Annotated in this window: 19 protein-coding genes and 1 tRNA gene; 11 read left to right on the top strand and 9 right to left on the bottom strand. The window is 53.6% G+C overall.

Annotation, left to right across the window (positions count from 1 at the left end):
- Positions 1–108: 108 nt before the first annotated feature.
- A complete protein-coding gene (gene argS / locus HMPREF2804_RS05750) occupies positions 109–1773 on the bottom strand; it encodes an arginine--tRNA ligase (RefSeq protein WP_210399314.1) in 1665 nt (554 codons plus the stop codon).
- A gap of 118 nt (positions 1774–1891) precedes the next feature.
- Between argS and HMPREF2804_RS05745 the strand changes: the two genes are divergently transcribed.
- From HMPREF2804_RS05745 to HMPREF2804_RS05735, 3 genes are all read left to right on the top strand, one after another.
- A tRNA-Arg gene (locus HMPREF2804_RS05745) sits at positions 1892–1964 on the top strand.
- A gap of 268 nt (positions 1965–2232) precedes the next feature.
- On the top strand, positions 2233–2751 hold the full coding sequence (locus HMPREF2804_RS05740) for an HXXEE domain-containing protein (protein ID WP_070449519.1): 519 nt from the start codon (positions 2233–2235) through the stop codon (positions 2749–2751).
- Positions 2752–2973: 222 nt separating this feature from the next.
- Positions 2974–3918 carry an NADP-dependent oxidoreductase gene (locus tag HMPREF2804_RS05735; protein ID WP_210399313.1) on the top strand — a complete coding sequence of 315 codons (945 nt, stop codon included), beginning with the start codon at positions 2974–2976 and terminating at the stop codon, positions 3916–3918.
- Here the strand turns inward: HMPREF2804_RS05735 and HMPREF2804_RS05730 are convergent.
- The gene (locus HMPREF2804_RS05730; RefSeq protein WP_070627695.1) at positions 3915–4610 is read right to left on the bottom strand and encodes a GNAT family N-acetyltransferase; all 696 of its coding nucleotides are present in this window, start codon (positions 4608–4610) and stop codon (positions 3915–3917) included. The genes HMPREF2804_RS05735 and HMPREF2804_RS05730 overlap by 4 nt on opposite strands.
- A 111-nt stretch (positions 4611–4721) precedes the next feature.
- On the opposite strand from HMPREF2804_RS05730, the gene hrpA reads away from it, so the two are divergent.
- Positions 4722–9161 (top strand): ATP-dependent RNA helicase HrpA, encoded by a 4440-nt coding sequence (hrpA, locus tag HMPREF2804_RS05725; protein WP_070627692.1) that lies wholly within the window; start codon positions 4722–4724, stop codon positions 9159–9161.
- Positions 9162–9228: 67 nt separating this feature from the next.
- Here the strand turns inward: hrpA and HMPREF2804_RS05720 are convergent, their stop codons facing one another.
- Together HMPREF2804_RS05720 and HMPREF2804_RS05715 are read right to left on the bottom strand one after the other, a co-directional pair.
- Positions 9229–9489 (bottom strand): Txe/YoeB family addiction module toxin, encoded by a 261-nt coding sequence (locus HMPREF2804_RS05720; protein WP_013398864.1) that lies wholly within the window; start codon positions 9487–9489, stop codon positions 9229–9231.
- A 2-nt stretch (positions 9490–9491) separates the two neighbouring features.
- Complete coding sequence (locus HMPREF2804_RS05715; RefSeq protein WP_070627690.1) at positions 9492–9746, bottom strand: type II toxin-antitoxin system Phd/YefM family antitoxin; 255 nt, start codon at positions 9744–9746, stop codon at positions 9492–9494.
- A gap of 353 nt (positions 9747–10099) precedes the next feature.
- Between HMPREF2804_RS05715 and HMPREF2804_RS05710 the strand changes: the two genes are divergently transcribed.
- Both HMPREF2804_RS05710 and HMPREF2804_RS05705 read left to right on the top strand, forming a co-directional pair.
- On the top strand, positions 10100–10516 hold the full coding sequence (locus HMPREF2804_RS05710; RefSeq protein ID WP_246824175.1) for a hypothetical protein: 417 nt from the start codon (positions 10100–10102) through the stop codon (positions 10514–10516).
- 118 nt (positions 10517–10634) lie between these two features.
- Positions 10635–11273 carry a hypothetical protein gene (locus tag HMPREF2804_RS05705; protein WP_070627685.1) on the top strand — a complete coding sequence of 213 codons (639 nt, stop codon included), beginning with the start codon at positions 10635–10637 and terminating at the stop codon, positions 11271–11273.
- Between the two features lie 403 nt (positions 11274–11676).
- Here the strand turns inward: HMPREF2804_RS05705 and HMPREF2804_RS05700 are convergent, their stop codons facing one another.
- From HMPREF2804_RS05700 to HMPREF2804_RS05690, 3 genes are all read right to left on the bottom strand, one after another.
- Positions 11677–12714: a hypothetical protein gene (locus HMPREF2804_RS05700; protein WP_070627683.1), complete on the bottom strand. Its 1038-nt coding sequence runs from the start codon at positions 12712–12714 to the stop codon at positions 11677–11679.
- An 80-nt stretch (positions 12715–12794) separates the two neighbouring features.
- On the bottom strand, positions 12795–16181 hold the full coding sequence (locus HMPREF2804_RS05695; protein ID WP_070627679.1) for a bifunctional [glutamine synthetase] adenylyltransferase/[glutamine synthetase]-adenylyl-L-tyrosine phosphorylase: 3387 nt from the start codon (positions 16179–16181) through the stop codon (positions 12795–12797).
- Positions 16182–16208: 27 nt separating this feature from the next.
- A complete protein-coding gene (locus HMPREF2804_RS05690; protein ID WP_004004410.1) occupies positions 16209–17549 on the bottom strand; it encodes a glutamine synthetase family protein in 1341 nt (446 codons plus the stop codon).
- 479 nt (positions 17550–18028) lie between these two features.
- Between HMPREF2804_RS05690 and HMPREF2804_RS05685 the strand changes: the two genes are divergently transcribed.
- The 3 genes from HMPREF2804_RS05685 to panB all read left to right on the top strand — a co-directional run bounded on the left by HMPREF2804_RS05685 (position 18029) and on the right by panB (position 22299).
- The gene (locus HMPREF2804_RS05685) at positions 18029–19681 is read left to right on the top strand and encodes a hypothetical protein (RefSeq protein WP_070627678.1); all 1653 of its coding nucleotides are present in this window, start codon (positions 18029–18031) and stop codon (positions 19679–19681) included.
- Positions 19682–19746: 65 nt separating this feature from the next.
- Positions 19747–21276, top strand: a complete 1530-nt coding sequence (locus HMPREF2804_RS05680; RefSeq protein WP_048754829.1) for a hypothetical protein — start codon at positions 19747–19749, stop codon at positions 21274–21276.
- Between the two features lie 99 nt (positions 21277–21375).
- On the top strand, positions 21376–22299 hold the full coding sequence (gene panB / locus HMPREF2804_RS05675; RefSeq protein ID WP_070627675.1) for a 3-methyl-2-oxobutanoate hydroxymethyltransferase: 924 nt from the start codon (positions 21376–21378) through the stop codon (positions 22297–22299).
- 107 nt (positions 22300–22406) lie between these two features.
- On the opposite strand, the gene HMPREF2804_RS05670 is transcribed toward panB, so the two are convergent.
- Positions 22407–22601 (bottom strand): hypothetical protein, encoded by a 195-nt coding sequence (locus HMPREF2804_RS05670; RefSeq protein WP_004004406.1) that lies wholly within the window; start codon positions 22599–22601, stop codon positions 22407–22409.
- A 228-nt stretch (positions 22602–22829) separates the two neighbouring features.
- Between HMPREF2804_RS05670 and map the strand changes: the two genes are divergently transcribed.
- The gene (map, locus tag HMPREF2804_RS05665) at positions 22830–23726 is read left to right on the top strand and encodes a type I methionyl aminopeptidase (RefSeq protein ID WP_070627673.1); all 897 of its coding nucleotides are present in this window, start codon (positions 22830–22832) and stop codon (positions 23724–23726) included.
- A gap of 123 nt (positions 23727–23849) precedes the next feature.
- The gene (ppgK, locus tag HMPREF2804_RS05660; protein ID WP_172461400.1) at positions 23850–24641 is read left to right on the top strand and encodes a polyphosphate--glucose phosphotransferase; all 792 of its coding nucleotides are present in this window, start codon (positions 23850–23852) and stop codon (positions 24639–24641) included.
- A 111-nt stretch (positions 24642–24752) separates the two neighbouring features.
- Here ppgK and nrdR read toward each other — a convergent pair whose 3' ends face one another.
- The gene (nrdR, locus tag HMPREF2804_RS05655; RefSeq protein WP_013398850.1) at positions 24753–25364 is read right to left on the bottom strand and encodes a transcriptional regulator NrdR; all 612 of its coding nucleotides are present in this window, start codon (positions 25362–25364) and stop codon (positions 24753–24755) included.
- Between the last annotated feature and the right edge of the window lie 182 nt (positions 25365–25546).

Below are 25546 nucleotides of genomic sequence, written 5' to 3'. Positions count from 1 at the left end.
CACGATGCTGCTCATGGGCGGTGTTCAGATAGCGGATAAACCAATAAATAAAAGCCGCGTACCCCGTCATCATCTTAACGGGGTACGCGGCTTCCGGTCGGTTCGGCGTTACATACGCTCGGGGGCGGTGACCCCCAGCAGACCCAATCCGTTGGCGAGTACCTGACGTGTTGCATTGTTGAGAAGCAAACGGGTACGGTGCAGATCAGTCACTGGCTCATCGCCCTTCGGAGCCACGCGCGAGAGGCCGTACCAGCTGTGGTAGGCCGCCGCAAGGTTTTCCAGATAACGGCTCACGCGGTGCGGTTCGTAGAATTCCGCTGCGGTACGCACGGTTGCCGGGTATTGCCCCAGCACTGCAAGAAGCTCAGTATCTGCGGGCGTATTCAGAAGCCCTGTGTCCACACCATCGGCAAGATGCAGGCCAGCATCAATGGCATTACGTTCTACAGCCGCAGTGCGGGCATGCGCATACTGCACATAATAGACAGGGTTATCGCTGCTCTTCTGCACCAGCAGATCAAGATCGATATCAATTGTGCTGTCTACCGAGTAGCGGATCAGTTCGTAACGTGCCGCATCCACACCCACAGCCTCTACAAGGTCTTCAAGGGTGACGACATTACCGGCGCGCTTCGACATACGCACGTGTTTGCCGTCCTTGACAAGGTTCACCAGCTGCCCAATCATGACCTCAATCTGCTCGGTCCGGTACCCCAAGATTTGAGCGATAGCCTTGAGCCGTCCCACGTAGCCGCTATGGTCTGCGCCAAGCATATAGATGGCTATGTCCGCAGGGTTCTCAGGACGAGTCATTTTATTGCGGAAATACGCAATATCTCCAGCAACATAGGCGTGATTACCATCCGATTTAATGACCACCCGGTCTTTATCATCGCCGTAGTCGGTGGTGCGCATCCACCACGCACCCTCGGATTCAAAAAGCTGACCATCCTGTTTCATCTGCTCAATGATGCGGTCGGCCTCGCCAGATTCAAATACCGAGTTTTCGTGGAAGAAGACATCAAAGTCGGTACCGAAACGGTGCAGAGACTCTTTAATCTGTGCGAACATAAGCTCGGTTCCGATTTCACGGAAAACTTCTGCGGGGTTTTCGGCGTCGAGCGCGTCTGGGCGTTGGGCGAGAATCTGATCTTTGATATCGGTAATATAGGCGCCCGCATAGCCGTCTTCAGGGGTAGGCTCTCCTTTGGCTGCAGCAAGAAGCGAGTTTACGAACCGATCAATTTGAGTGCCGTGATCGTTGAAGTAGTATTCGCGCACCACATTTGCGCCCTCGGCTTCGAGGATATTGGCGAGCGCATCACCTACGGCCGCCCAGCGGGTTCCACCCAAGTGGATGGGGCCGGTGGGGTTAGCCGAGACGAATTCAAGGTTAATGGTTTTTCCCGCGAATTTATCGCTGGTTCCGTATGTTTTTCCGGCTTCGACGATGGTGGCGGCGAGGGTGCCTGCCGCAGCCGCATCCAGGGTTATATTGAGGAAGCCTGGACCGGCAATATCTACCGTTGAAACTCCCGGAATTGAGGCAATTTTATCGGCAAGAACGGCTGCTACTTCGCGCGGGTTCTTGCCAACTTTCTTGGCGAGCTGCAGCGCAATATTAGTCGCCCAGTCACCGTGTTCGCGAGATTTCGGGCGTTCCACGCGCGCGAGGGGAAGCTCTGCGTTATCTGCGAGGGTAAGCTGACCGGATGCGATAGTTTTATCGAGTTCTTGAGCAATTGCTGCTGATAATTCTTCGGGAGTCATAGCTACATATTCTAGCAACATCTGATAGGATATAGAGGTTCGCTTGTGCGCCGTATGCGGCTGAAACGCCTAGTTTTCGGTCGAGGCACCAAAGCGGTCGCCAAAATTTCATATGTCAGCCCTTGTAGCTCAGTGGATAGAGCGCTTGCCTCCGGAGCAAGAAGTCGAAGGTTCGAATCCTTTCAAGGGCACTTTTTACGGGCCTATCTGCTTCAGCGGGTAGGCTTTATATACGCCCAAAAGTCGAAGGTAGCGTTGCGTGCTTTCGGTCGGCTCCTCTGTTCTCGCATACTCGAACCATTCTCCCTCACCCTTTAATGTAATGGCACTTTTTATTGGCTTACCCCTCGTTCTTGATGGGGCAGGCCATTTTTATTGAACCACTGACAATTAGCCCGCTGAGCCGTACCATGAAATGACGTGGAGAAACGAAACTATGCAGGAACCTGGGAGGCTAGGATGTCTATAGGCACTTTTGCATTTATTACGATCGCTCTCTTCATGGTGCACGAATTCGAGGAGATCATCTTGGTGCGCCGCTACATCGAGAAGTACTCCAGCGATAACCGGTACCACGACGAAATCTTTATAGCGGGGCAAGACCATTACCCCTCAACCGCAGCTATTGCTGCCATGATAGGTGAAGAATTTATTGTTGCTTGTCTGATCCTTTTTAGCGGGGTCATATTTGATTCCATTGAGACCGTCACAGCTATCTTTATCGCTTATATCCTGCATCTTATCCTTCATATCCGTGAGGCATTTATCTTTCCGGGATGGGCACCGGGCAGCAGGACCGCAGTATTTACGATGCCGCTTAACGCTATTACCTTATACGCTATCTTTGCTACCCAGCATATCGATTACCTCAAATTAATTATTTTGACCGTGGTCTTGAGCGCTGTGGTTCTTATTAACCTCCAGATGCTTTACCGACTATCGGGAAAGATTGAAACGTTCATTCAGAAGATTGCGTAATACTAGGGTTCCCGGGTTTCTATAGTTAGACAATAAGCCCTCGCGGTGCTGATAGCTCTCTACTACAGGAACTGATAGGGCTTCAATTTAGCTAGATATGCACATACTCGCCACGAAAACGGCATGTGTGAGAGTTGCCTTTTATGACGTGCTATTTTGCCCCGTGACCTGCGCTTGAGAGAATGTTTCCAATCGTTATCGTCACGGCAGAAGGGGCTCATCATGACCATGCACCAGGTACAGCTCACCGTATGGGGTGAGCCCGAGAATCTGCATTTTACAGAGACTCCTATGCCTTTGCCCCTTCGCGGGCATGTTCTTCTCAAAGTTACCGCCGCTGGTGTTAATCCTATAGACCTTACAACGCGCAAGGGATTGGGCCCTGCGGCATCATTGATTAATCTTGACCAAGAACCCGCCGTTTTAGGATGGGATGTTGCCGGTTTGGTTTGTGAAACGGCGGGCGATTACACGGGATTCCAGCCAGGCGAGAAGGTTTTCGGGCTGGTGCAGTTTCCGCATCCGGGTAAGACATATGCCGAATACGTTTTGGCTCCTGCCCATCAGCTTGTGCACGCCCCTGCAGATATTCCCGATGAGCAGCTGGGTGCCGCTCCCCTGGCAGCATTGACGGCATACCAGGCACTTTTTGAGGTTGCGAAACTTTCTTCCGGGGAGCGCGTGCTGATCCATGCGGGCGCAGGCGGTGTTGGTCATCTCGCGATTCAGCTTGCCCTCGACGCTGGCGCTACAGTTTACGCTACGGCTTCTGAGAAAAACCGTGAGTTTATACAGTCTTTGGGCGCAGAATTTATCGACTACACAACCCAAGATTTCCGGCAGGTTCTAGGTCCTACCCTTGATGTGGTACTGAATTCTACGGGTGCACAAACCTTCGTAGATTCTTTGGATGTACTGGTTCCGGGCGGTCGAATCGTGACCCTCACAAGCCCCGATCCTTTAGAGACTGCACGCGAGCGCGGGTTTACGGCAGAGTGGCTGACGGTGCATCCCGACCGTTATCAGCTGGGTGAGATTGCTCGACTCATGTCGCTGGGGATCGTGAAAATTCACGTGGATCAGACTTTCCCGCTAGAGCAGGCAGCGAAAGCTCATGAGCTTGTGGGCTCCCGGCATGTGCGCGGCAAAGTGGTGCTTGTTCCTTAGGATTCTATGTGTTCTCTGGAAGAAGAACCTGAATCTTTATAGGGCTGCGCTGCCGACACTCCAGACGATGAGGTGGCTGCCAGCATATGGTCCACGTCTCTGTGAAGGCGCGCGGCTATGGCGGCATCATAGAGCACGCCGTTGTAGCAGAACTTTTCACGTTCTACGCCCTCAACCACGAACCCTGTATGGCGTGCCACTGCCGCTGATGCAGGGTTATTGGTGCGGTACCCAAGCTCTAAACGGCGAACACGTGGGGACCTTGCGGATGTAAGAGCTGAGAAATCGTAGCTGATCTTGGCTTGTTCTGCGGGTTTTCCAGGTGATACAGCGCTATCATTCGACGCGTCTATATTCTGTGCCCAGTCGCACGCCGCACGCACGCATCTACTTGTTATACCGAGCCCTCGGGTTTCTGCCGAGATCCAGTAGTAAACCCAAGCTCTATCCCAGGTTCCAGAGGGCTGGCGCCCCATACATCTGAAACCTACGCACCCGGCAGCTTGGTTATCAACTTCCAAACACCATGGGATGTGTCCAGAAGATGGAAGAAGCTCTTCGCAGATAAGAGTTCGCGCATCTTCTACACTGTTGAGAGCTGGCATCTGATGTACAAGATCGGGCGTTGCACGGTATATGTCATAGAGTCTTGCGGCATCATCTTCCCGCCAAGCCCGCAGTTTTATTTTCATGATCCGCCTCTGTGTTTGAGGTTATTAGTATCTGCTCCAAGATTACACAAGACTTCGCCGAAAATACGGCTTTCTTGGGTACCAAATACAGAAGAGTAAACTAGTAACGATATGTCTGAGCAGAAACCCACCGAACACACAGATACTCCTAAGACCACTCGAACCGCGCCCAGTATGGCGAGCATGGTGGCTGCCATTCATGCGGCGCCGATGCGCGCACCTCAAAAGCCCGCGCGCACATCCCAAACATCCGATGAGAAACCCGGCGATGATTCCACAGCAGAGCCAAGCTCGAAACGGCGTAATGCCCACAAGAATCCCTCGCGTAAAAATAACGCTTCACGCTCCAAAAACCCGCAAAAACGCGCGCACCGCAAGAACCACCGGGACCGGCCCGAACAGCGTCCCTACAACCCGCTGATTCCCGCTGAGATTACCTATCCCGAAGAACTGCCCGTCAGCGAGCGCCGCGAAGACATTAAGACGGCTATTCGTGATCACCAGGTCATCATTGTTGCTGGCGAGACCGGCTCGGGTAAGACCACGCAGTTGCCCAAGATGTGCTTGGAACTCGGTCTTGCCGAGAAAGGTATGATTGGGCACACCCAGCCGCGCCGCCTTGCCGCGCGTTCGGTGGCGGAGCGCATCGCCGAAGAACTGGGGCAGAAAATTGGTGAGACCGTGGGTTACCAGGTGCGTTTCACCTCTGAGGTGGGCGAGAACAGCGCTATCAAACTCATGACGGACGGTATTCTGCTCGCCGAAATTCAGCACGATAAGCTGCTGCGCAAGTATTCCACGCTCATTATTGACGAGGCACATGAGCGCAGCCTAAATATTGATTTTATTCTGGGGTATCTGAAGCGGATTCTGCCGAAGCGCCCCGATTTGAAGGTCATTATTACCTCCGCAACCATTGATCCTGAACGATTCGCGAGGCATTTCGCACCGAGTTTCGTGCCAGGTAAGGGTGTGGTAGACGATTCTCTCAGCGATGAGGAACGTGAGCTTGCCGAGCAGATTCTTCCCGATGATGCTCCCCCGATTATTGAGGTTTCGGGGCGCACCTACCCGGTGGAGATTCGCTACCGCCCGCTTGATGGGGACGGCTACGCTGATGAAGATGAAGGCGACGAAGACCGTGACCCAACCGATGGGATCCTGGCCGCCGTTGAGGAGTTGTCGAAGGAGGCGCCCGGCGATATCCTGATTTTCTTCTCGGGCGAACGCGAAATTCGTGATGCTCACGATGCTTTGGAGTCTTTGGTTGCCAAGTCCCCACGTATGAACTATGAGGTTCTGCCGCTGTATGCGCGTCTGTCTCTCGCGGAGCAGCACCGTGTGTTTACACCGGGGAGTCGGCCGCGCATCGTGCTGGCGACGAACGTTGCGGAAACTTCGCTGACGGTGCCGGGTATCAAGTATGTGATCGATACCGGTACCGCCCGCATTTCGCGGTATTCGGCACGCACGAAGGTGCAGCGTCTTCCGATCGAGCGGATTTCTCAGGCGAGCGCGAACCAGCGTTCGGGTCGGTGCGGTCGTGTGAGCGATGGTATTGCGATTCGGCTGTATTCTGAGGACGATTTCGCTTCGCGCAGCGAATTTACCGACCCGGAGATTCTGCGCACAAACCTGGCAGCCGTTATTTTGCAGATGATTGCGATCGGCGTGGTGCGTGAGCCCGGCGATATTGCGCGTTTCCCGTTTGTGCAGCCGCCCGCATCACGCGCGATTAATGACGGCGTGAATCTACTGCGTGAGCTTGGGGCGCTTTCTGAAAAACCGGCGCGCACGGATAAAAGGGGGAAGCATCATCGTACTACCTCGACGCTGACCGCTACGGGGCGTGCAATGAGTGCGTTCCCGGTCGATCCGCGCTTGGCGCGCATGATTATTGAGGGTTCGCGCCGTGACTGTGCTAAAGAGATGATGGTTCTTGCCGCTGCTTTGACGATTCAGGATCCGCGTGAACGCCCGGCTGAGGTGCGTGGCACCGCCGATGAGATGCATGCCCGTTTCACGGACGATAAATCTGATTTTTCGTCGTTCCTGCTGCTGTGGCAGTACGTTAATGAGCGCCAGGCTGAGCTTTCCTCTTCACAGCTGCGAAAGATGTGCCACCGCGAGTTTATTAACTTTCTGCGTATTCGTGAGTGGCAGGATCTTTTCGCCCAGCTGCGCGAGATGGGGCGCACCGCGAATATCCGCGTGTCGAACGGGCGCGATATTGACGCGTCGGGGCGTGAGGTTGAGATTCATAAGAGCCTGCTTTCGGGCCTGCTCTCGCATGTGGGCGCTAAAGAGGAGCGTGAGAAAACCTACGGCAAAGCCCCGCGTGGCCCGCGCGAATATCTGGGGGCGCGCGGCACAAAATTCGCTATCTTCCCAGGTTCAGGGCTTTTCAAGCAGAACCCTGACTGGGTGCTTTCTGCCGAGCTTGTGGAGACTTCCCGGCTGTGGGCGCGCACAAACGCCGCGATTGAGCCACAGTGGGTTGAAGAAGTGGGCGGGCACCTGCTGAAAAAGCAGTATTCCGAGCCGCACTGGTCGGCAAGCCGAGGTGCTGCCGTGGCGTATACGAAGGGCACACTGTACGGACTGACGATTTATGCCGACCGTCCAGTGCAGTATTCCCGGGTAGATGCCGCCGCTGCACGTGAGATTTTTATTCGTTCCGCCCTGGTGGAGGGCGACTGGCGCACCCAGCACAAGTTCTACAAGCGCAACCTGCGTGCCTTGGCTGAGGTTGAGGAGCTTGAGGCCCGCCTGCGCCGCCGCGATCTGCGAGTGGATGACGCCGTGCTTTTCGAGTTCTATAATGCGCGCATCCCCGAGCATGTAACGGACGTTCGGTCCTTCGATAAATGGTGGAAGCACGCGCGTTTAGAGAACGATAACCTGCTCGATTTCAACCCGGAAAACCTTATTAATGAGGACGCTGCTGATTATGACGACTCGCAGTTCCCGCGCCAGTGGGTGCAGCGTACCGACGGCGGCGAACTCACCCTGGATTTGCGGTACGAATACGCCCCGGGGGCAGGGTTGGGCGGTGCCCGCACGGATGCGGCGAAACGCGACGGCGTGGCGGTTCAGGTACCGATTCTGTTCTTGAACCAGCTGACCCCCGAGCCGTTCCGCTGGCAGATTCCGGGAATGCGCCACGAACTTTTAACGGCGCTCATTAAGTCGCTTCCGAAGGCGATTCGCCGTAATTTTGTGCCCACCCCGGATGTTGCACGCATGGCGTTGGAGTCTCTGGAGGCGGACTACTCCCCCGCGACTGACGAGCTTTTGCCCTCGTTCGCGCTGGTGCTGCGCCGTCTGCGCGGCGTGGTGGTTGAGCCGGATGCCTTCGACTGGGACTCCGTGCCGGATCATCTGAAGTTCACGTTCCAGGTGCGCGATGCCCGCAATAAGATTCTGGGCGAAAGCAAAGATATCCGTGAGCTGCAGCAAAAACTCCACGCGCAGGTTCGCTCAGCCCTGGCAGATTCGCTGGGCGCTTCGGAGGATACGGTGGCGAAGATGGCGGCGCTCGCGGGCGGGAACTCCGCGCAGGGGGCCTCATCGCGAACCGGTTCGGCGCAGCAGGGCGTAAAGGAAAACAGCGCAGGATCGGGCGCAAAACCCGGAAAAACCGCCGCTCAGGGTGCAGATTCTCAAGATTCTATCCGTGAGACCACGGGCTTGACTGACTTTCCCGGCGAGGAGATTCCGCGCAAGGTACAGCGCATTATTGCGACCCAGGCGGTCAGTGGATACCCGGCGCTGGTGGACGAAAAAACGAGCGTGGGCATCCGTATTTTCCCCACCGAGGCCGAGCAGGTGCATTCGCAGCGGCGCGGTATTATTCGTCTTCTGCAGCTGCAGGTGCCCTCACCTGAGCGGTACGTGAGCGACCACCTGTCAAATAAAGAGAAGATTGTGTTCACACAGAACCCGCACGGTTCGATTGACGAGCTGATTCGGGACTGCACAGTTGCCGCACTCGACAAGCTGGTGCCTCATACGCCCGTGTTCACGCGCGCCGAATACCGCGAGCTGTTCGAGCATGTGCGCGCCGAGCTGATCGATACCGTCTTTGATGTCACCAAGCTGGTTGCCGAAATCCTCTCAGAGGCGGCGGCGCTGCGCAAAGCCATTAAGAAGGCAACCTCGCTGAGCACCATGCACGCCGTCTCAGATGTGAAGGGGCAGCTCGATAACCTGGTGTACCCCGGATTCGTGGCAAATACCGGGTACGATCAGTTGGTTCACCTGCCGCGCTATCTGAAGGCAGCGCAGATACGCTTGACGAAGCTAGGACCGAACCTGAACCGAGATAATCAGCTCATGCTCACGGTGCAGGATTTGGAGGACTCCTACGATTCCGCCGTCAAGTCGCTGCCTGAGGGGACTCTTATTCCCGATGCGCTCGCTCGCGTGAACTGGATGCTTGAGGAGCTGCGTGTGAGCTTCTTCGCCCAGGAACTCGGCACGGCGTACACGGTCTCTGAGAAGCGCATCGCCAAGGCTCAGCGTGAGGCGCTGGAGCAAGTGAAGAGGTAGGTTTTCGTTCCTCGAAGGGTTGGGTGTTGCCACAAGATTCTGAATCTTGTGGCAACACCCAACCCTTCTACGCGCCATAGTGATATCGGCATGAAGCTATGACAATAGAATCGTCAGTAAGCTTGTATACGAGACGGTGTTCATCAGTAATTCTGCGTGACCACCAGCCTGAAAATTGATGTCTGAGAGCTTCAGGCTTCCCTATACCTTCATTACCATTTCGCTCAACATCTTTGATCAGTAGATTAATGCGTTTGAGAACCTTCCGATCTTGCACCTGCCACCAGAGATAGTCGCTCCATGCTGAATCGTCAAAAATGATTCTCACAACTATTCCTCAACCAGCTGATGTTCAGACCCAAGACCAGCTTCAAGACGAGAGATAGATTCCATAAGACGACGTGCATTAGCCGGGGAACGCATAAGGTAGGCAGTCTCTTGAAGAGATTCATATTCAGACAAGGAGAGGATAACTGCCGGCTCGTGCCCCGATCGAGTAATAACAACCTCTTCGCGGTGGTCTTCAACGTGGTCAAGTACTTCAGCATACCGAGCCCGAGACTCGGTGTAAGACATGGTTTTCATAAACACCTTCTTTCTCTGTACAGTATAATGTACAGAAGGCTTGACAGGAAAGCAATAAAGCTCGGTTACCATACATTTAGACCGGTTTCTCCAGTTATTTCTGCGCCAGTCCGAAAGTTTTGAACACGTATGATGATGGTATGAGTTTTATCGCTACGTTGGTTCTTCTGATAGGTATTAGTGCGGGAAGCAGCTATTTTTATAGACAACATGCCGCGCGGATAAAACCTCAGCCTGATGGAACCGTCCGAGCGAAGCTGCCCGGCTGGTACATCGCGTTTGGTTATTTTCTCATTGCAGCAGGAGTCTTCTTAGCCTTTGCTTCACTTATTTTAAGTTCAGGCAGCAATCCTATGCCCCTAAACATGGCGATTGGCTTTCCTGCTATGACCTTCGGTCTTGGTATCGTGACGATTCTTATGGGTCAGCGCCAATACATTGAAACCGGCGTGGACTATATCGAACGCCGCGCTTGGTACGGCAAAGTGACCCGAATTCCCTTCCATGAGATTGACTCGTACTCGTATAGTCCAGCGGGCCTTGGCGGTTGGCTGGTTCTTAAGACGGCGGATAGACGCAGGATAGCGTTTAACTCTCGTTTTCTACGGGGTGAACGGGTGATTGCTGCGTTGGCGTTTCGCCAGATTAATGGCCGCTGGCCCTCCCCATACAACCAGGAGGAACAACGAGTCTTGGGAGAGGAATCATCCCTGAGAGCCGCTCAGCAGTACCTTACGAAGACTCCGAGAGCTCGGGGTTTGCGGAGGTGACGGATTAGTGCCTACAACATCAAGAGGCTCGGAGGTGGGCAAGAAAACCTTGCTCTAAGGTCGGTCCGCAAGTATCTGGACTCCTCTTCCTCAGTTTTTGAACACGTATTATGGATATATGACTTTTATTATTACTGCGATTCTTCTGGTGTGTATCGGTACGGTTAGCGGCTACTTCTATAGAAAACATGCCGCACAGGTAAAGCCTCAACCCGATGGGACGATCAGGGCAAAGCTGCCCGGTTGGTACAGATTTTGTGGTTACTTCCTTGTTGCTGTGGGAGTGCTCTTTACCCTCATCACCCCAGCTTTGATCTCGGGCAGTAATCCGATGCCTCCATATATGGCGTTTGGGGTTATTGGAATCTGCTTAGTGTTTGGCACCTGGGCAATTCTCATGGGTCAACGTCAGTATGTTGAAACCGGCGTAGATTACATAGAGCAGTGCACATGGTACGGCAAAGTTACCCGTATCCCCTTTCACGAGATTGATTCGTATGCGTATAGCTCGGGGCATCCCGGTGGATGGCTAGTTCTCAAGACAGCAGATAAGCGCAAGATTGCATTTACGTCCCGGTATCTGCGAGGTGAACGGGTTATGTGTGCGCTGGTATTTCGTCAGATTAATGGTCGCTGGCCTTCCCCAACGAGCCCCGAGGATCAACAAGTTTTGATACAGGAAGCCTCATTGGCAGCCGCTCCGCAGTATCTTACAGAAAACCCCATCGGCCAGAATCTAAGCGGTCAACAGGTGTAACGTTCTACAGGTACGTATGCACATATGTATAGGATCGTCACCCAGTTCGGGGGGCGGTTTCTTTATCCGAGAGCATTTAGCTGCTCTCGGATAAAGAAACCGCTCTTGTTTTGCGAATATGCTGCTCAAGCCGGGCTGTAGAATCTATGATGCGACGAGCGTTTACCGGAGAACTCATGAGGTACATAGCTTCTCAGAGTGATTCGTATTCAGAAAGAGGTAAAACCACAATGGACTCATGCCCAGCACGGGTAATCACGGGTTCTTCACAATACGTTTCGATGTAGTCGAGAACTTAGATAAACTGCTCGGCAGAATCGCTATAGGAAAAGTTTTCATAGGGCGATTCTCGCTATTAGGGTAAAAATAGTTCTTAAAGATTGAATATCTAACGATCTGTTTACTACGGAATTTGTTGTCCCTGCGGGGGAGGCGCAGAAGACGTGCCAGAACCAGAATTGCAAGCACCAGAGGTAACTTTATAACCTTTCTCAAATTGCAAATATTCTCTATGTATATTTCTCCATCTATATCCTTTCTCTACATTTTCACCATTAAAATATTCCAAAGACTCATCAAGATAATACTCTCCAGTGAATACATTAACACCACGGGAATCATATGATACAGGTATACCATTCTTTGAGAAACTTCCATCTTCACTGGATATACATGAAATATATCCTTTACGATATGCCACATCAATATACCCATAGGATACAACCGAGCAAGAAGGTATAAAGGTAATAATAGCAAGAATTAAGAATACACAAAAGGAAACAATAAATTTCCTAGAAGTTAATAAAATAGCAATTCTATAAAGTTTACTTTTTCTACTTATAAATGATAGAATCTCATGGGTTTTCTTCATGGAATAAGCATTTAAAAGATTTAAAAACAACATTGCAACTATTGAAACCATAAACACAATTACATAAAACAAAACCTCCTTTAAGAACGTTTTAAAAGTAAACATCTTGGTCAAATATAAAACTATATATACAACTATCATGAAATATAAGCTCCCATAGAAAGACTTTAGAAAACATATCCTCCAAGAAGGCCACTTTTGCACCCTAGCTCGATCCAAAATATATTTTATTTTAATATCTTCATCGGAGACTATGCAGGATAGTGAAATAATCATTCCTGCAAAATATATAACATACACACAAAAATATAGAATTACCCTATAAAGATTATTTAAGTAATAAGCTTGAGTAAATTCTATAGCAACATCTACGTTTCCAGAAAATAATTCACTATATATATTCCTAGATATGAATACCATATATGAGAATGACACAGCTGCTATGATATGCCAATTTTCTTTCAAGATAGTGAGTAGACTATATAAAAATCCTCTGAATATTGGAGATGTTTTATACTTCTGATTTTGCTGACTTTCAGATTTGTCTTTCACTTTCAAACTTTCTTGCATGATCCTGTATTATCCTCACTATAGACTTAATTTTCTTCAAAGATTATCCTCTAAAGGATTCTAGCAATCTTTTCCTAACATTACCCCTCAAAGAAAAGCCTCTCATAAACTTTCCTAGCATTTCGGGTGACTCGTAAATAGTCTTCTTCCAGTTGGCGGGCGCTGCCTGGGGTGTAACCGCTCCAGCGGGCAACCGCCTCCAAAGCATCCCGCAGAGTCGGCAGCAAATCGGATTGGCGCACGCCGCGCAGCACATTGCCGCCGCGAATCTTGGTCGCCAACAGCCACGCATCCCGCAAAACTTCGGCGTCCTCGGCAGCCACCAGACTAGCCTGCACGGCGGCATCCAATGCTTCCAGAGTCGAAGTCGTGCGAAGCCCCTCAACCTTATGAGCATGCTGTAGCTGAATTAGCTGAACCAACCACTCCACATCCGAAAGGCCGCCACGCCCCAACTTCAACTGCCTGGTACGATCCGCCCCATGCGGCATGCGCTCATGCTCCACGCGCGCCTTCATGCGCCGCACCTGCTGCGCCTGCTCAACCGTGAATTCACGCGGATACCGGTACGGGTCAATCAGCTCAACAAATGCAAGCCCTAAGTCCTCAGAACCGGCGATCGGGCGAGCCCGCAAGAGCGCCTGAAACTCCCAGGTCTCAGCCCAGCGCTCATAGTAGGCGCGGTACGAATCCAGCGAGCGTACCAGTGCCCCCTGCTTACCTTCCGGGCGTAAATCCGCGTCTACTTCAAGCGGGCGTTCGGCACGAATCGCAGGACGCACCGGCTGTTTAATCAGCTGCATTAGCCGGTTCACAATGCGGTTTGCCTGCGCTTGGGCTTCTTTCTCATCGGCACTTTCCACGGGATGGTGCACGAACATTACGTCTGCATCGGAGCCGAAACCGTTCTCGGCACCGCCCAGGCGCCCCATCGCAATCACCGTGATCTCGGTTAGTAGCGGGTTCCGCTGCTCGTCTTCGGGGTTCTCCCCCGCCGCATCTTGAGAATCGTGCTGCGGTGCGTCGTTCTTCTGAGGCGCGGTTTTCTCGTTGCGCTCCCCTGCGTTAATCTCTTCGCGTTCCGCCAGGGCGAGCGCCGCACCGATGGTGCACTCGTCCACGGTCGCCAGCCCGGTGCACACCTGCTGCACGCTCAGCAGGTTCAGGGCGTCTCCCATGGCGATGCGCAGAATCTCGCGGCGGCGCAGGTATCGTACCGCGCGCATAGCGTCCGCAGAATCTTCATGTCGTGACAGGAGCGAGGTAATTTCAGCCTTGAGAGCGCCCGCACTCAGCGGCTGCAGGTCGGCAACCTTATCAAGCCAGGTGATGGAAGTGGGCGCGTCTTCCAGCAGGTCGGTAATATACCGCGAGCTTGAGAGTATCTGACACAGCCGCTCCGCCGCGGCGGGCGAATCGCGAAGCATACGCAGGTACCAGCTCGTGGTACCCAAAGACTCTGAGACCAGGCGGAACCCCAGCAGCCCGGCGTCTGCATCCACCCCCTCAGCAAACCAGCCCAAGAGCACGGGCATCAGGTGCCGTTGAATCTCGGCGCGGCGGCTGACTCCGTTGGTGAGCGCTTCGATATGCCGCATGGCTCCGCGCGGGTCGCGGTAGCCGAGCGCAGCCAGACGGTCCTGTGCCGCCTGGTCAGAAAGCGCTACCTCGTCGCGGCTCAACGTTGAAACCGCGGCCAGCAGCGGACGGAAGAAAATACGTTCATGCAGGGAACGCACATTGCGTTTAAGTTTCTGCCATGCTTTGAGCATCTGCTCGGCCGAGAGCGTCCCCATACGTTCGGCGGGCACCAGGGAGCGGGCAAGGGCGCGCTGTTCCCCGGCGCGGTCGGGCATCAGGTGGGTACGTCGCAGGTGCATAAGCTGAATGCGGTGCTCCAGCAGACGCAGCTTCTTGTAGTCGCGTGAGAACGCTTCGGTATCGGCACGGCTAATGTAACTGGCACGGGTGAGTGCAGCGAGCGAATCCAGAGTAGATTTGGTGCGCACGGCGGGGTCGGTGCGCCCGTGCACCAGCTGCAAAAGCTGAACCGTGAACTCGACATCGCGCAGACCGCCGGGGCCGAGCTTTATTTGACGTTCCAGCTGGGCGGCGGGAATATTATCGGTCACGCGGGCGCGCATAGCCTGCACAGATTCCACGAAGGAATCCCGAGCGGCTGACTCCCACACGAACGGCTCGATTGCGCGCGCATATTTTTCACCCAAATGCGCAGACCCAGCGATTGGTCGGGCTTTCAAAAGCGCCTGAAACTCCCAGTTCTCAGCCCAACGCTTGTAGTACCGCACATAGGATTCGACGGTGCGCACCAGCGGACCGTCCTTGCCTTCGGGGCGTAGGTTCGCGTCTACCTCCCACAGCGGAGGCTCAGCGGCGGGCGCCATGATTGCCTTCGTTAGCGCATGCACCAGCTCAGTACCGATCTGGGCGCAGTCCTGCTCGGTGAGGGGTTCTACTCCCTCGGGCAGTTCGCTGGCGGGAACGGGTGCTATCACATACACTACGTCTACATCAGAAATATAGTTCAGCTCGCGTGCCCCGCACTTGCCCATACCGATAATCGCCAAATCCAGGGCATCTACGGATGCGCCCCGCGCGGGTGCCGAGCACAGTCCACCACCCAGACCCTCTGCCACCTCAGTGCGGGCTATTGCAAGCGCCCCTTCCAGAGCGGCGGCGGCAAGATCGGCAAGATGCCGCCCAACCGTGGGCATAAGTTCCACAGGGTCTGGCGAACACACATCCACAAGCGCAATTTTCGTGAGTGCGGCACGGTACGCCACGCGCAGCGCTGTATACCCGTCTTTACCCGTCATCTCACGTGATGCGCGCGGCCGCTCATCGTCGGGGTTTGCACCCACCGCTTCCAACAGATGCGTGCGGTATGCGGTTGCCAGCGGGGCCGTAGGCTCATCAATATCGTCGAGCTTTTTACCCCCGGCAGCGCCGCTGTACCCGCGAATATGCGGGGTTTCTTCAACATCGTGCGGGTCTATCTGCGGCTCGATGTCCTCTGCCTGAATAGTGCTAGGCTCTTGAGTGGCGATGAGCTCGGGTTCAGAGTCTAGCCCGTGGCTGTCGAGAACATGGTCGATTAAATGCGGGTTGCGGTACAGAAAATCGCCCAATGCCTGCGAAGAGCCCAAAAGCCGGAACATGCTAAATTCGGCATCCCCGCGGTTCGCGCGCTCCGCCGTTGCGGGGTGCTTTTCGATAAGCCTCACCAGCGAAGGTAACGCGATATCCGGCGAGGGTGCCCAGCGGAGCCCGGCGAAGAGAGCATCCGTATTAACCTGGGCGAGTTCGGGGGAATCAAGCCAGCGCTCGCTCTTTGCGGCATCGTAGAACCCGGCGGCGACCATGCGCTTGCGCCTGCGTGCGTGTTCTTGACGTTCCGCATCCGCCGGTACCGCCGCTGTGCCTTCAGTAGGTTGCTGCTCTGGCATGGTCCCCTCCCGAAACTCGCCTATCCGCTAGAGAATACCCAGATTATGCTTGAGCTCGTACGGAGTGACCTGCGCCTGGTATTGTTCCCAGTCGGCACGCTTATTGCGTAAGAATTGTTCGAAAACCTGCTCCCCCAGAGCCTCTGCCATAAACTCGGAGTCCTCAGTGCGGTTAATAGCCTCACGCAGAGAAGCAGGCAGCGGGTTGTAACCCATAGCGCGGCGTTCTGCTGTTGTCATGGCGGCGAGGTCTTCAGTCACGGCAGGCATGAGCTCATACTCGTGCTCAATACCTTTGAGCCCTGCGGCGAGAATTACCGCATATGCCAGATAGGGGTTCGAGGCCGAATCAAGCCCGCGGTATTCGATGCGCGCCGCCTGCATCTTATTTGGCTTATAGAGCGGTACACGCACCAGCGCCGACCTGTTATTGTGTCCCCATGAAACGTAGCTGGGTGCTTCCCCGCCGCCCCACAGCCGCTTATATGAATTGATGAACTGATTGGTGACCGAGGTAAACTCCGGGGCATGCTTGAGCACCCCGGCAATAAAGTGCCGTGCCGTCTTTGAGAGACGATACTCAGCCCCGGCCTCAAAGAACGCGTTGGTATCGCCCTCAAAAAGCGAGAAATGGGTGTGCATACCGCTGCCGGCATATTTGGTGAAAGGCTTAGGCATAAACGTTGCGTAAAGATCCCGCGTGTACGCCACCTCTTTGATAACGGTACGGAACGTCATCACATTATCGGCGGTCTGCAGAGCATCAGCATGGCGCAGGTCGATCTCGTTCTGCCCAGGACCAGTTTCATGGTGGCTGAACTCCACCGAGATACCAACCTCTTCAAGCATGGTCACTGCCTTGCGACGGAAATCCTGTACAATCCCGCCGGGTGTGTGATCAAAATAGGATTCATAGTCTACCGGTACCGGAAAACCGTCATCACCCAGCTGAGCAGACTTGAGCAGATAAAACTCAATTTCGGGCGAAGTATAGCAAGTGAACCCCATTTCAGCAGCTTTGTTGAGGGTTCGCTTAAGTACGCCGCGCGTGTCGGATGCGCTCGCCTCACCATCGGGTGTAAGAATATCGCAGAACATGCGGGAGGTATGGTCTTCAATCCCGCGCCAAGGCAATATCTGGAATGTAGAGGGATCGGGCTGAAGCAGCATATCGGATTCGTACACGCGCGAAAGACCCTCAATAGAGGAACCGTCAAAGCCGAGCCCTTCCTCGAAGGCGCTTTCAACCTCAGCTGGGGCTAATGCCACGGATTTGAGGGTTCCCACCACGTCGGTAAACCACAGCCGAATAAAGCGGATGTCGCGCTCTTCGATGGTGCGCAGTACAAATTCCTGTTGACGGTCCATAGATATCTCCCTGTGTTCCGGGCGGTAGCTGACTCGGCGGTGAGTGATGCCGTGCTCACGCATATGTTGGTGCCGCAAGACGCGAGTGCGCTGGCACGGTTTTATGTCTCTTTCTAGACTATCGGTTTCTTCCCGCAAACGCCCGATGTTCAGGTTTCGTTTATGTAAATTCTGTGGGTCAGGTAGGCAGGTGTAGCTCAGTTGTTGTATGTTCCGCGTTTTACCCGCCTTTGAAAACTGAACCACAAGAGGCGGCTTTTGGCTGAGAAAGTAGACCTCTCTCGTTCCCAACCAAAAAGCCCGCTTCATATGCACACAGTAGTTTATTCCCCCAAAATTCACGTTCAATTCACGCTAACGGGCGCTGGACTGCCCGGCAAGTCACCTAAGATAGAAGTTGCTGGGTGACTCCCATCACTTCAAAATTTTGTGTACAGCCCAACCACGAAATCACTGAATACGTTCCAGAGGAAATACATATGAGCATTGCAGAAATATGCAGAATGATAGCTATAGCATTCATGTACATCGTATGTTTTATCGTTTTAGGAATTCCTGTTCTCATTTTCGCTGGATTTATCGTATGCGCCCTTCTAGCTATACCCCTCACGCCAATCCTATGGGTCATAGACAAGTTCCGGAACCGAAATCCTACCCCGGTTCCAGAGACTCCCAAAAACCCGTTTAAACTCGACGAAATTACCTGGGCTCTATCGCCTCGCCAACTGCGCGACCGGCATGAACTATACGTACGGTGGGCGCATCGTATTTACCTCAATATCGCTATCCGCCCTGATACCCTCAAAAAACCCGCGTTGGACGATGCCTACTCTGAAGCTGTCCGTGTTGACATTCTGCGAGCCTACACGGCCTTGAACAGATATGAATACGCGCTAGATGCTAAATCTTCTCAACCGCAGAAACTCCGTCAGGCGAGTACCGACGCTCTCGGATACTCTCGGGGTGTTATACGTCAGACAGGTTTGATATTTGGAGATTGGAAAGAACCGCGAAATATATCCGCAAAAATCTTTAAAGGGCAAGAAGCTAAGGTACAAGAACTTTACAGCATCCGTAATGAAACCGAACAGCATCTTTCCAGCACACTATCGCAGCATAAGAACAGTGATTTTCCCCAACAGATTGCTTGTGCGGTCCTTGCCGCCGCAACACAGGTTCTAGAGGCAGCGCAGCATAAACTCGCCGAACATCCGCATATTCGTGGGGATGCAGCACGCACTTACCTGCACCACGAAATTCAGCATGCAATATGCGGCGTTAGGACTATATTGACGGCGCTGCAAGAAGCCCTTGACGCATACAGGGAGTACTGCCGTACCGCCCCCGAAACGCAGGCTGCCGTTGAGCTTCTTGAAGCAGCGCAGCACGGAGCCGAAGAACGCCGCAACCGTTTTTATCGGCAAATTGTTAGCCACCGTGCCGAACAGCTCGAAGAACTCCTAGCGACAACCGGCAAGGCACCCGCTGATCTGTCACAAAGTCAAGGGCTTCGAGACCGCATAACGAGCTTTTGCGTAGATTTGCTTACGGAGGTGAAGCCGGTACTTTCAGAGGAATCTTATACACGCTGCGAGCGCTTTATTCAACGCCTATGCATAACGCAGATACGACGCGAATACGGTTACACAAAGCTCCTTCTTGCTGGAGAATACGCGCCGCTGAACGCACATGAGCTCTGCGCGGCTATGCTGAATCAGTATGCTTGCCAAATACTTCTGGAGGATGAAGATGATCTATCGGGCTCTTTAGAGTACCTGGTTAATCTGGTAAAACAATTACGGCATACGCGAGAGGAAATGCTGCAAACATACGACGGCTACTTCCCCGATATGACACCAGATTCCCCAAGCCAAAAACGGTTTGTGACGGCGCTAAGCTACGAGCTTCTTGTCTCTGACACCGAAATGTATGCGGCATATGACGAATGCCAGCGTATGCTCGAACGCGATAAGCGCAGCAGACTGCAGCCCGATTCAGAGGAATATCATTACTGGATGCTGCAAAACCCTAGTTGGTTTTATCATTCCCTGTATAAGGATGACTTTTTTGTACCTTGGCATAAGGTGTGGGAGGAGCCAGACTACCCACGACCGGACTATCTGAAAGTCTGATACTCGGTTCATCACGTCGTATAAAGTGGCGAAGCTGCCCTTCGTAAAACCAGGAAGGAATAATTGTGGAGTATCTTATTTTCAGCGGCGCCTTCATGCTCGTTATGTTCAGTATCATCTGGCTTATTTCTTATATCTCTTCTTTCAAAGAGCCCTGTCCTTTACCCGATGGAATCTATGAGCCCGAATTTATCGTGGCCGATCCCTATGCGCTCTCGGCAGTAGCACTCTCTCCCCAAGGGTTCGCCCCTGCCCACGCTCACCCCTCAATTTTCGAGCTATCGCAGGCGGAACTCATGCACAGATGCACCGCCTGGTACCGCGAAGCTGTATACGCCGCCCAATATTTTCAGCTGATACGAGAACGGGCGCAGATAGCCCAAGTTCGAGTCAGCAAAGCCGTCAGTCGTGACTATCTGGAAGATACCGATAGTTTCATCCGGAATATGCACGATGCATATTATGCTTTTGCGACCACGGTGCACAGAGACGATCAAGCCCTCAAAACCGCTGTAGCGCAGTCTCTCAGTTGTTCCTTCGGAGTACTCTTGAGCATTGCCTATTTGCCCGTTCCCGAAAGTTATCTCACCGATGAAAAACTCGCGCATATCGCCGACCGTGCTCGGGAGCACCAACAGGCTTTATCGCGCCAAATTCACGATCTTGAGACACGCTATCCAGCCATCACCTCATTCCCATTTGATGTACTACATAGGCACCTTCGCCTAGCCCAAACGCTGCACGAGAATATGCACCATGAACGATACCTCCAAGGTGCCCAGACGATTTATCGACACCTCACCCTGCTCACGGACGCATTCGACTCCGCACAATCACAGCTGAACCCAACGCTGAAAACCCTTGAGGGTCTGCTTCAGCAGATTGATGACCACGCATCAGAGCATTTTCAGACGCTTACCGAATATCGTGCAAGGCTCACCGAGCTACAATCGGCGGTGCCATCACAAGACCCCATCACCGCGCTGGTACAGGCAACACAGCTTACTCTCGATATTGTCAAAGCTCTCGGATACGCATTTTCCGCAGACACTAAAAACGATGCGCGAGCCCTCCTGAGCACCACTACCGAAACACTTATCTCTGCTAATCTAGCCCGCACCAACGTGTACACGCTCGGTCGCCTTCTGCCTATAAGCCCAGAGCTTCGCGCCGCCCTCTCTCAGGCACATGTTCAGGTACCCCAACTCTACGAGATGATGTCGCTTAGCCAGATGGTCCGCGAGTGCGAACGCCTCATGAAATCCGCATCTGCGCTGCACCATCGAGCCCGCACTGAATATCACGAAAAATTCTCAGCTTTTACGCATGAAGAAATTCTCTCGACTGTAACGGAGGCTCTGACCCGGTCTTCAGCCGAACTGCAAGCCCAAGCACAACACTGTCTTGAACAATTCCAATGCGATGCGCTCGCCGCTGAGAAACGAGACTCCGGTACCGACCCACTCGTGTACTGGCCCCCTGCTCTCACACAAGATACCGTTTTCCTCTTCCACGCAGAACGTCACGGTGGGCGCTGGGGCTGGCGAAAGTCCCTTGTCAGAGGTGACTACTCCCCATTACGCGCCCTGTACTAACCAGATGATGGGTGTTTTGGTATGCCATAGCATCAGGCGTTATCTATCAGCGAACCGCTCCCCCAGCAATACCGGAGCAACCACGATAAAATAGACCCCATGAGCGAGAACGAAAACGCCCCTTACGCAGCATCCGCCTCTGCCGCATCTACGCAGCACCCGCACAACGCGACGAGCGCTGCCCCCACGGGAACCGGAGATAAGCCTTTCAGCCTTGAAGCGGTGAAAAAAGTGCGTACCCTCCACCTCGCGCAGGCTAAAGCTGCGGGCGAAAAATTCTCAATGCTCACCTGCTATGACTTCTTAACAGCCCAGATTTTTGACCGCGCGGGAATCGATATGCTTCTTATCGGTGACTCCGCCGCTAATGTCGTCTACGGATATGAGTCCACTCTCACCGTTACTCTTGACGAGATGATTCCGCTCGTAGCCTCAGTAGCACGCGGCGCATCCCGTGCTATGGTGGTCGCCGATCTCCCCTTCGGCAGTTACGAGCAGTCTCCCGCACAAGCGGTCGCTTCGGCGGCGCGCCTCATGAAAGAAGGCGGGGCACACGCTATCAAAATCGAGGCCAAAGCCGCTATGACCGAGTGGGTTCGTGCCATAGTTCGTGCAGGTATTCCGGTTGTCGCACACGTCGGTTTCACCCCGCAGTCGGAGCATGCTCTCGGGGGTTTCCGGGTGCAGGGCCGCGGCGAAAAAAGCGATACCGTTGTTGCGGATGCACGCGCTCTCGCCGAAGCTGGCGCATTCTGCGTGCTTCTCGAAATGGTGACTACAGAGACCGCGCGCCGCGTTGATCAGGCGGTGGGCGCAGTCCCCACTATCGGTATCGGCGCAAGCAACGTCACTACCGGCCAGGTTCTCGTCTGGCAAGATGCTATGGGAATGCGCGAGGGTAAACTCCCCAAGTTCGTCAAACAATTTGCGCAGATCGGTTCGCTTCTTGAGGATGCGGCACGTGCCTACCGCGCCGAGGTGCGCTCGGGTGAGTTCCCCGCCCAAGAACACACTTTTGAGTAGAAATCCTCTCAGAAAAGCCGTCTTAGGGAGCAGCGGAAAATCTACAAAGCACGAGAGCCAGCCTCACACACGGTGAGTCTGGCTCTTAAGATTTGCGCGGAAATCGGCTAGTCCTGATTGTCCCATTCTTCATTACGCTTCTGCGCTGTTTCCATGGCCTTTTCGGCCTCTTCGCGTGTCGCATAAGGACCCCACAGGTGGGTAATCTTGCTTTGCTGCCCTTCTTCTACCTGCCCGGTAAAGGTGTTGTACCAGTACTGCACCGGGTGCGGACCGGGGGTGATGTCTTCGGTAATACTCATTATTCTCCTTCAGCATGCCTGCGCTTTGGTGACAGAAAACTACGCAGGTTCTTTATGTCCTTCACGGTAGCACCTTTTACATCCTTATGCGCCGTCTTTCACCAATTTTCGTCAACTTTAAGGCCCTGCGCACGCATGGCGAAAAATATTCTGCGTATATGGAAAAAGGTTCGGGTTTTGTATGGGGTACCTAGCGATACACCTGTGTTCTGCCGGTAAGATAATTTTATGGCTACTTCTCATAATCTTCCCGCAGAACCGGGTGCCGCACCCATAGGGTGCCTGACCCCCGGAGTTGTCACCCCCATGCGCACTATACCGGCAGATATTGTTCGCCCCGAATACGTGGGTAAGAAAACCCCCAATGAGGGCAACGATTCAAATATGTACACCCCTGAAGAGGTTGAGAGAGTACGTGCAGCGGGTAAGGTTGCTGCAGGCGCTATTGTGGAGGCGGCAAAGATTGCCGTCCCGGGCACGACAACCGATCAGATCGATGTGCTGATCCACGAGTATATTTGCGATCACGGTGCTTACCCCTCCACCGTGGGTTATCGCGGCTACCCGAAATCGGTATGCACCTCGCTGAACGAGGTAATCTGTCACGGCATTCCCGACTCCACGGTACTTGAGGACGGCGACATCCTAAACCTTGACGTCACCGCATACCTTGATGGAATGCACGGCGACACCAATAAAACTTTGCTGGTGGGCAACGTCGATGAAGAATCCCGTCTGCTGGTAGAACGTACTGAAGAAGCCCTCAACCGTGCGATGAAGGCGGTTAAACCGGGCCGTCAGATCAACGTTATCGGTCGCGTGATTGAAAAATATGCGGCGCGTTTTGGATACGGTGTAGTGCGTGACTATACCGGGCACGGCGTGGGGCGCGAATTCCACTCGGGCCTTATTATCCCGCACTACGATGCGGCACCCGCCTATGATATGGAGATCAAAGAGGGCATGATCTTCACCATCGAGCCCATGCTGACCCTCGGCACGATCGAATGGGATCTGTGGGATGATGATTGGACTGTGGTCACCCGCGATCGCAAACGTACCGCCCAATTTGAGCACACCATGGTTGTCACAGCAGACGGCGTGGATGTTCTCACCCTGCCTTAGTTTCCTCCCAATAACACAGACACGACGAAAGAGAGACCTATGAACGAGACTACTGCTGCAATTCCTCCGGTCGAAAACTCGGTAGAATACGTCGATGTTCCGGCGCCCACCCCCAAAGACCTGATGATCGGTATTGATATTGGCGGTACCGGTATGAAAGGCGGTATCGTCGATCTGCGAACCGGCAACCTGGTGTCCGAGCGTTTTCGTATTCCCACCCCGCAGCCAGCAACCCCACAGGCTATCGCACAGGTGGCACGCCAGATTGTTGATGAGCTTCAATCACGTGAGATAGCGCCAGAGCCTTATTCTGCTATCGGCGTCGATTTCCCCGCCGTCGTGAAGAATGGTGTGGTTTTCTCAGCTGCAAATGTTGATCCCGCCTGGATTAACACTAACCTTGAGCAGCTCATCAGCGACGCCCTGGATTCAAGGACTGTTTACGGCATTAATGATGCTGATGCCGCCGGTCTTGCCGAAGCCACCTACGGGCAAGGACGAGACAAGACGGGGCTCATCGCCGTTATCACTTTAGGAACCGGTATTGGTTCCGCCCTGATTAACAACGGGGTTTTGGTGCCGAACACCGAACTCGGACACCTTGAAATTGACGGGTATGATGCGGAATCCCGCGCATCCGCGCGAGCACGCGAAGTTCATGATCTTTCGTGGAAGAAGTACGCTAAAAAGCGTCTGCGCCGGTATTTCCAGCATGTTGAAGCGTTGTTCTCCCCCGACCTTTTCATTATTGGTGGAGGCATCTCAAAGAACCCCGAGAAATTTATGCCCTACTTCGAGGACGAGATTCGCACCCCTATGGTGATGGCGACTCTGCGCAATAATGCTGGCATTGTGGGTGCTGCGCTTTGGGCTGGCGGAATGCCTTCCGAACGTCAGCGGCGCGGCGAACTCTAAAGCCTGTAAAACTTCATAAAGCGCGAGCAGATAGTATTTTGACGAGCAGATAGCCGATTGCTATCTGCTCGTCAAAATACTATCTGCTCGCGAGGAGTAGCTGTTGAAGTTTTAGAGGAATGTACCCTGAAGCGGGTTGCTCTCGTTTGATTTCCCGGAGCGAGCCTTGGTAGTTTTGGCGGTATTTTTCTTCGCGGGCTTCGCGTCTTTATTTCGTTTGTCTTGGGAAGTTTTATCCGAAGAGGCTACCGCGTCCTCGGGAGGCTCGGCATCTCCCACGCGGTCCTCACGCAGAAGAGCGATCGCAGATTCAAAGTCTTCAAGGTTCTCGAACGCTTGGTAAACGCTGGCAAAGCGCAGATAGGCTACCGCATCCAGTTTGGAGAGCGGTTCAAGGATGGTAAGTCCCACTTCGTGCGCGTTAATTTCGGCGAGTCCGCGGGCCCGAATAAGTTCTTCGACTTCTTGGGCGAGTTTTGCCAAATCGTCTTCGCCCACTGGACGCCCCTGGCAGGCTTTACGCACACCGGCAGCAATCTTAGAACGGTCGAATGGCTCGGTCACGCCGGAGCGTTTAATAACGGAAATAGTGGTTGTTTCAACGGTTGTAAAACGCCGACTGCACGCGGTACATTGACGACGGCGGCGGATGGCCGCACCGTCGTCGGTAGTTCGCGAATCCACTACGCGAGAGTCTGTGTGTTTGCAGTACGGGCAATACATGGTGTCTCCTCAGGTGGGCGCTGTGCAGCACCCGCGTCGAGCATCATCATTCTTATTTTACAGATGCCGTCAAGAGAACCGTCAGAGGCTTGTGTCCATCCTAGCCACGCCCACGATGGTTTAACACCCAGTTTTAGCCCGCCGTGTAGATCTCTCTGAAGAACTGACCTAACGTTTCGGTA

The organism is Rothia sp. HMSC065G12 (genome assembly GCF_001811455.1).
GTDB lineage: Bacteria > Actinomycetota > Actinomycetes > Actinomycetales > Micrococcaceae > Rothia > Rothia dentocariosa.
Note: the sequence above shows the minus strand (reverse complement) of the source record. Positions and strands in the feature narration are given on the sequence as shown.

Coding starts and splice junctions, on each gene's coding strand:
- nrdR (WP_013398850.1), bottom strand. CDS start 25,364: ATGTATTGCCCGTACTGCAAACACACAGACTCTCGCGTAGTGGATTCG.
- HMPREF2804_RS05710 (WP_246824175.1), top strand. CDS start 10,100: ATGCCCCTAAACATGGCGATTGGCTTTCCTGCTATGACCTTCGGTCTT.
- HMPREF2804_RS05730 (WP_070627695.1), bottom strand. CDS start 4,610: ATGAAAATAAAACTGCGGGCTTGGCGGGAAGATGATGCCGCAAGACTC.
- hrpA (WP_070627692.1), top strand. CDS start 4,722: ATGTCTGAGCAGAAACCCACCGAACACACAGATACTCCTAAGACCACT.
- HMPREF2804_RS05715 (WP_070627690.1), bottom strand. CDS start 9,746: ATGAAAACCATGTCTTACACCGAGTCTCGGGCTCGGTATGCTGAAGTA.
- HMPREF2804_RS05695 (WP_070627679.1), bottom strand. CDS start 16,181: ATGCCAGAGCAGCAACCTACTGAAGGCACAGCGGCGGTACCGGCGGAT.
- HMPREF2804_RS05705 (WP_070627685.1), top strand. CDS start 10,635: ATGACTTTTATTATTACTGCGATTCTTCTGGTGTGTATCGGTACGGTT.
- panB (WP_070627675.1), top strand. CDS start 21,376: ATGAGCGAGAACGAAAACGCCCCTTACGCAGCATCCGCCTCTGCCGCA.
- HMPREF2804_RS05690 (WP_004004410.1), bottom strand. CDS start 17,549: ATGGACCGTCAACAGGAATTTGTACTGCGCACCATCGAAGAGCGCGAC.
- argS (WP_210399314.1), bottom strand. CDS start 1,773: ATGACTCCCGAAGAATTATCAGCAGCAATTGCTCAAGAACTCGATAAA.
- map (WP_070627673.1), top strand. CDS start 22,830: ATGGCTACTTCTCATAATCTTCCCGCAGAACCGGGTGCCGCACCCATA.
- HMPREF2804_RS05700 (WP_070627683.1), bottom strand. CDS start 12,714: ATGCAAGAAAGTTTGAAAGTGAAAGACAAATCTGAAAGTCAGCAAAAT.
- HMPREF2804_RS05735 (WP_210399313.1), top strand. CDS start 2,974: ATGACCATGCACCAGGTACAGCTCACCGTATGGGGTGAGCCCGAGAAT.
- HMPREF2804_RS05670 (WP_004004406.1), bottom strand. CDS start 22,601: ATGAGTATTACCGAAGACATCACCCCCGGTCCGCACCCGGTGCAGTAC.
- ppgK (WP_172461400.1), top strand. CDS start 23,850: ATGATCGGTATTGATATTGGCGGTACCGGTATGAAAGGCGGTATCGTC.
- HMPREF2804_RS05740 (WP_070449519.1), top strand. CDS start 2,233: ATGTCTATAGGCACTTTTGCATTTATTACGATCGCTCTCTTCATGGTG.
- HMPREF2804_RS05685 (WP_070627678.1), top strand. CDS start 18,029: ATGAGCATTGCAGAAATATGCAGAATGATAGCTATAGCATTCATGTAC.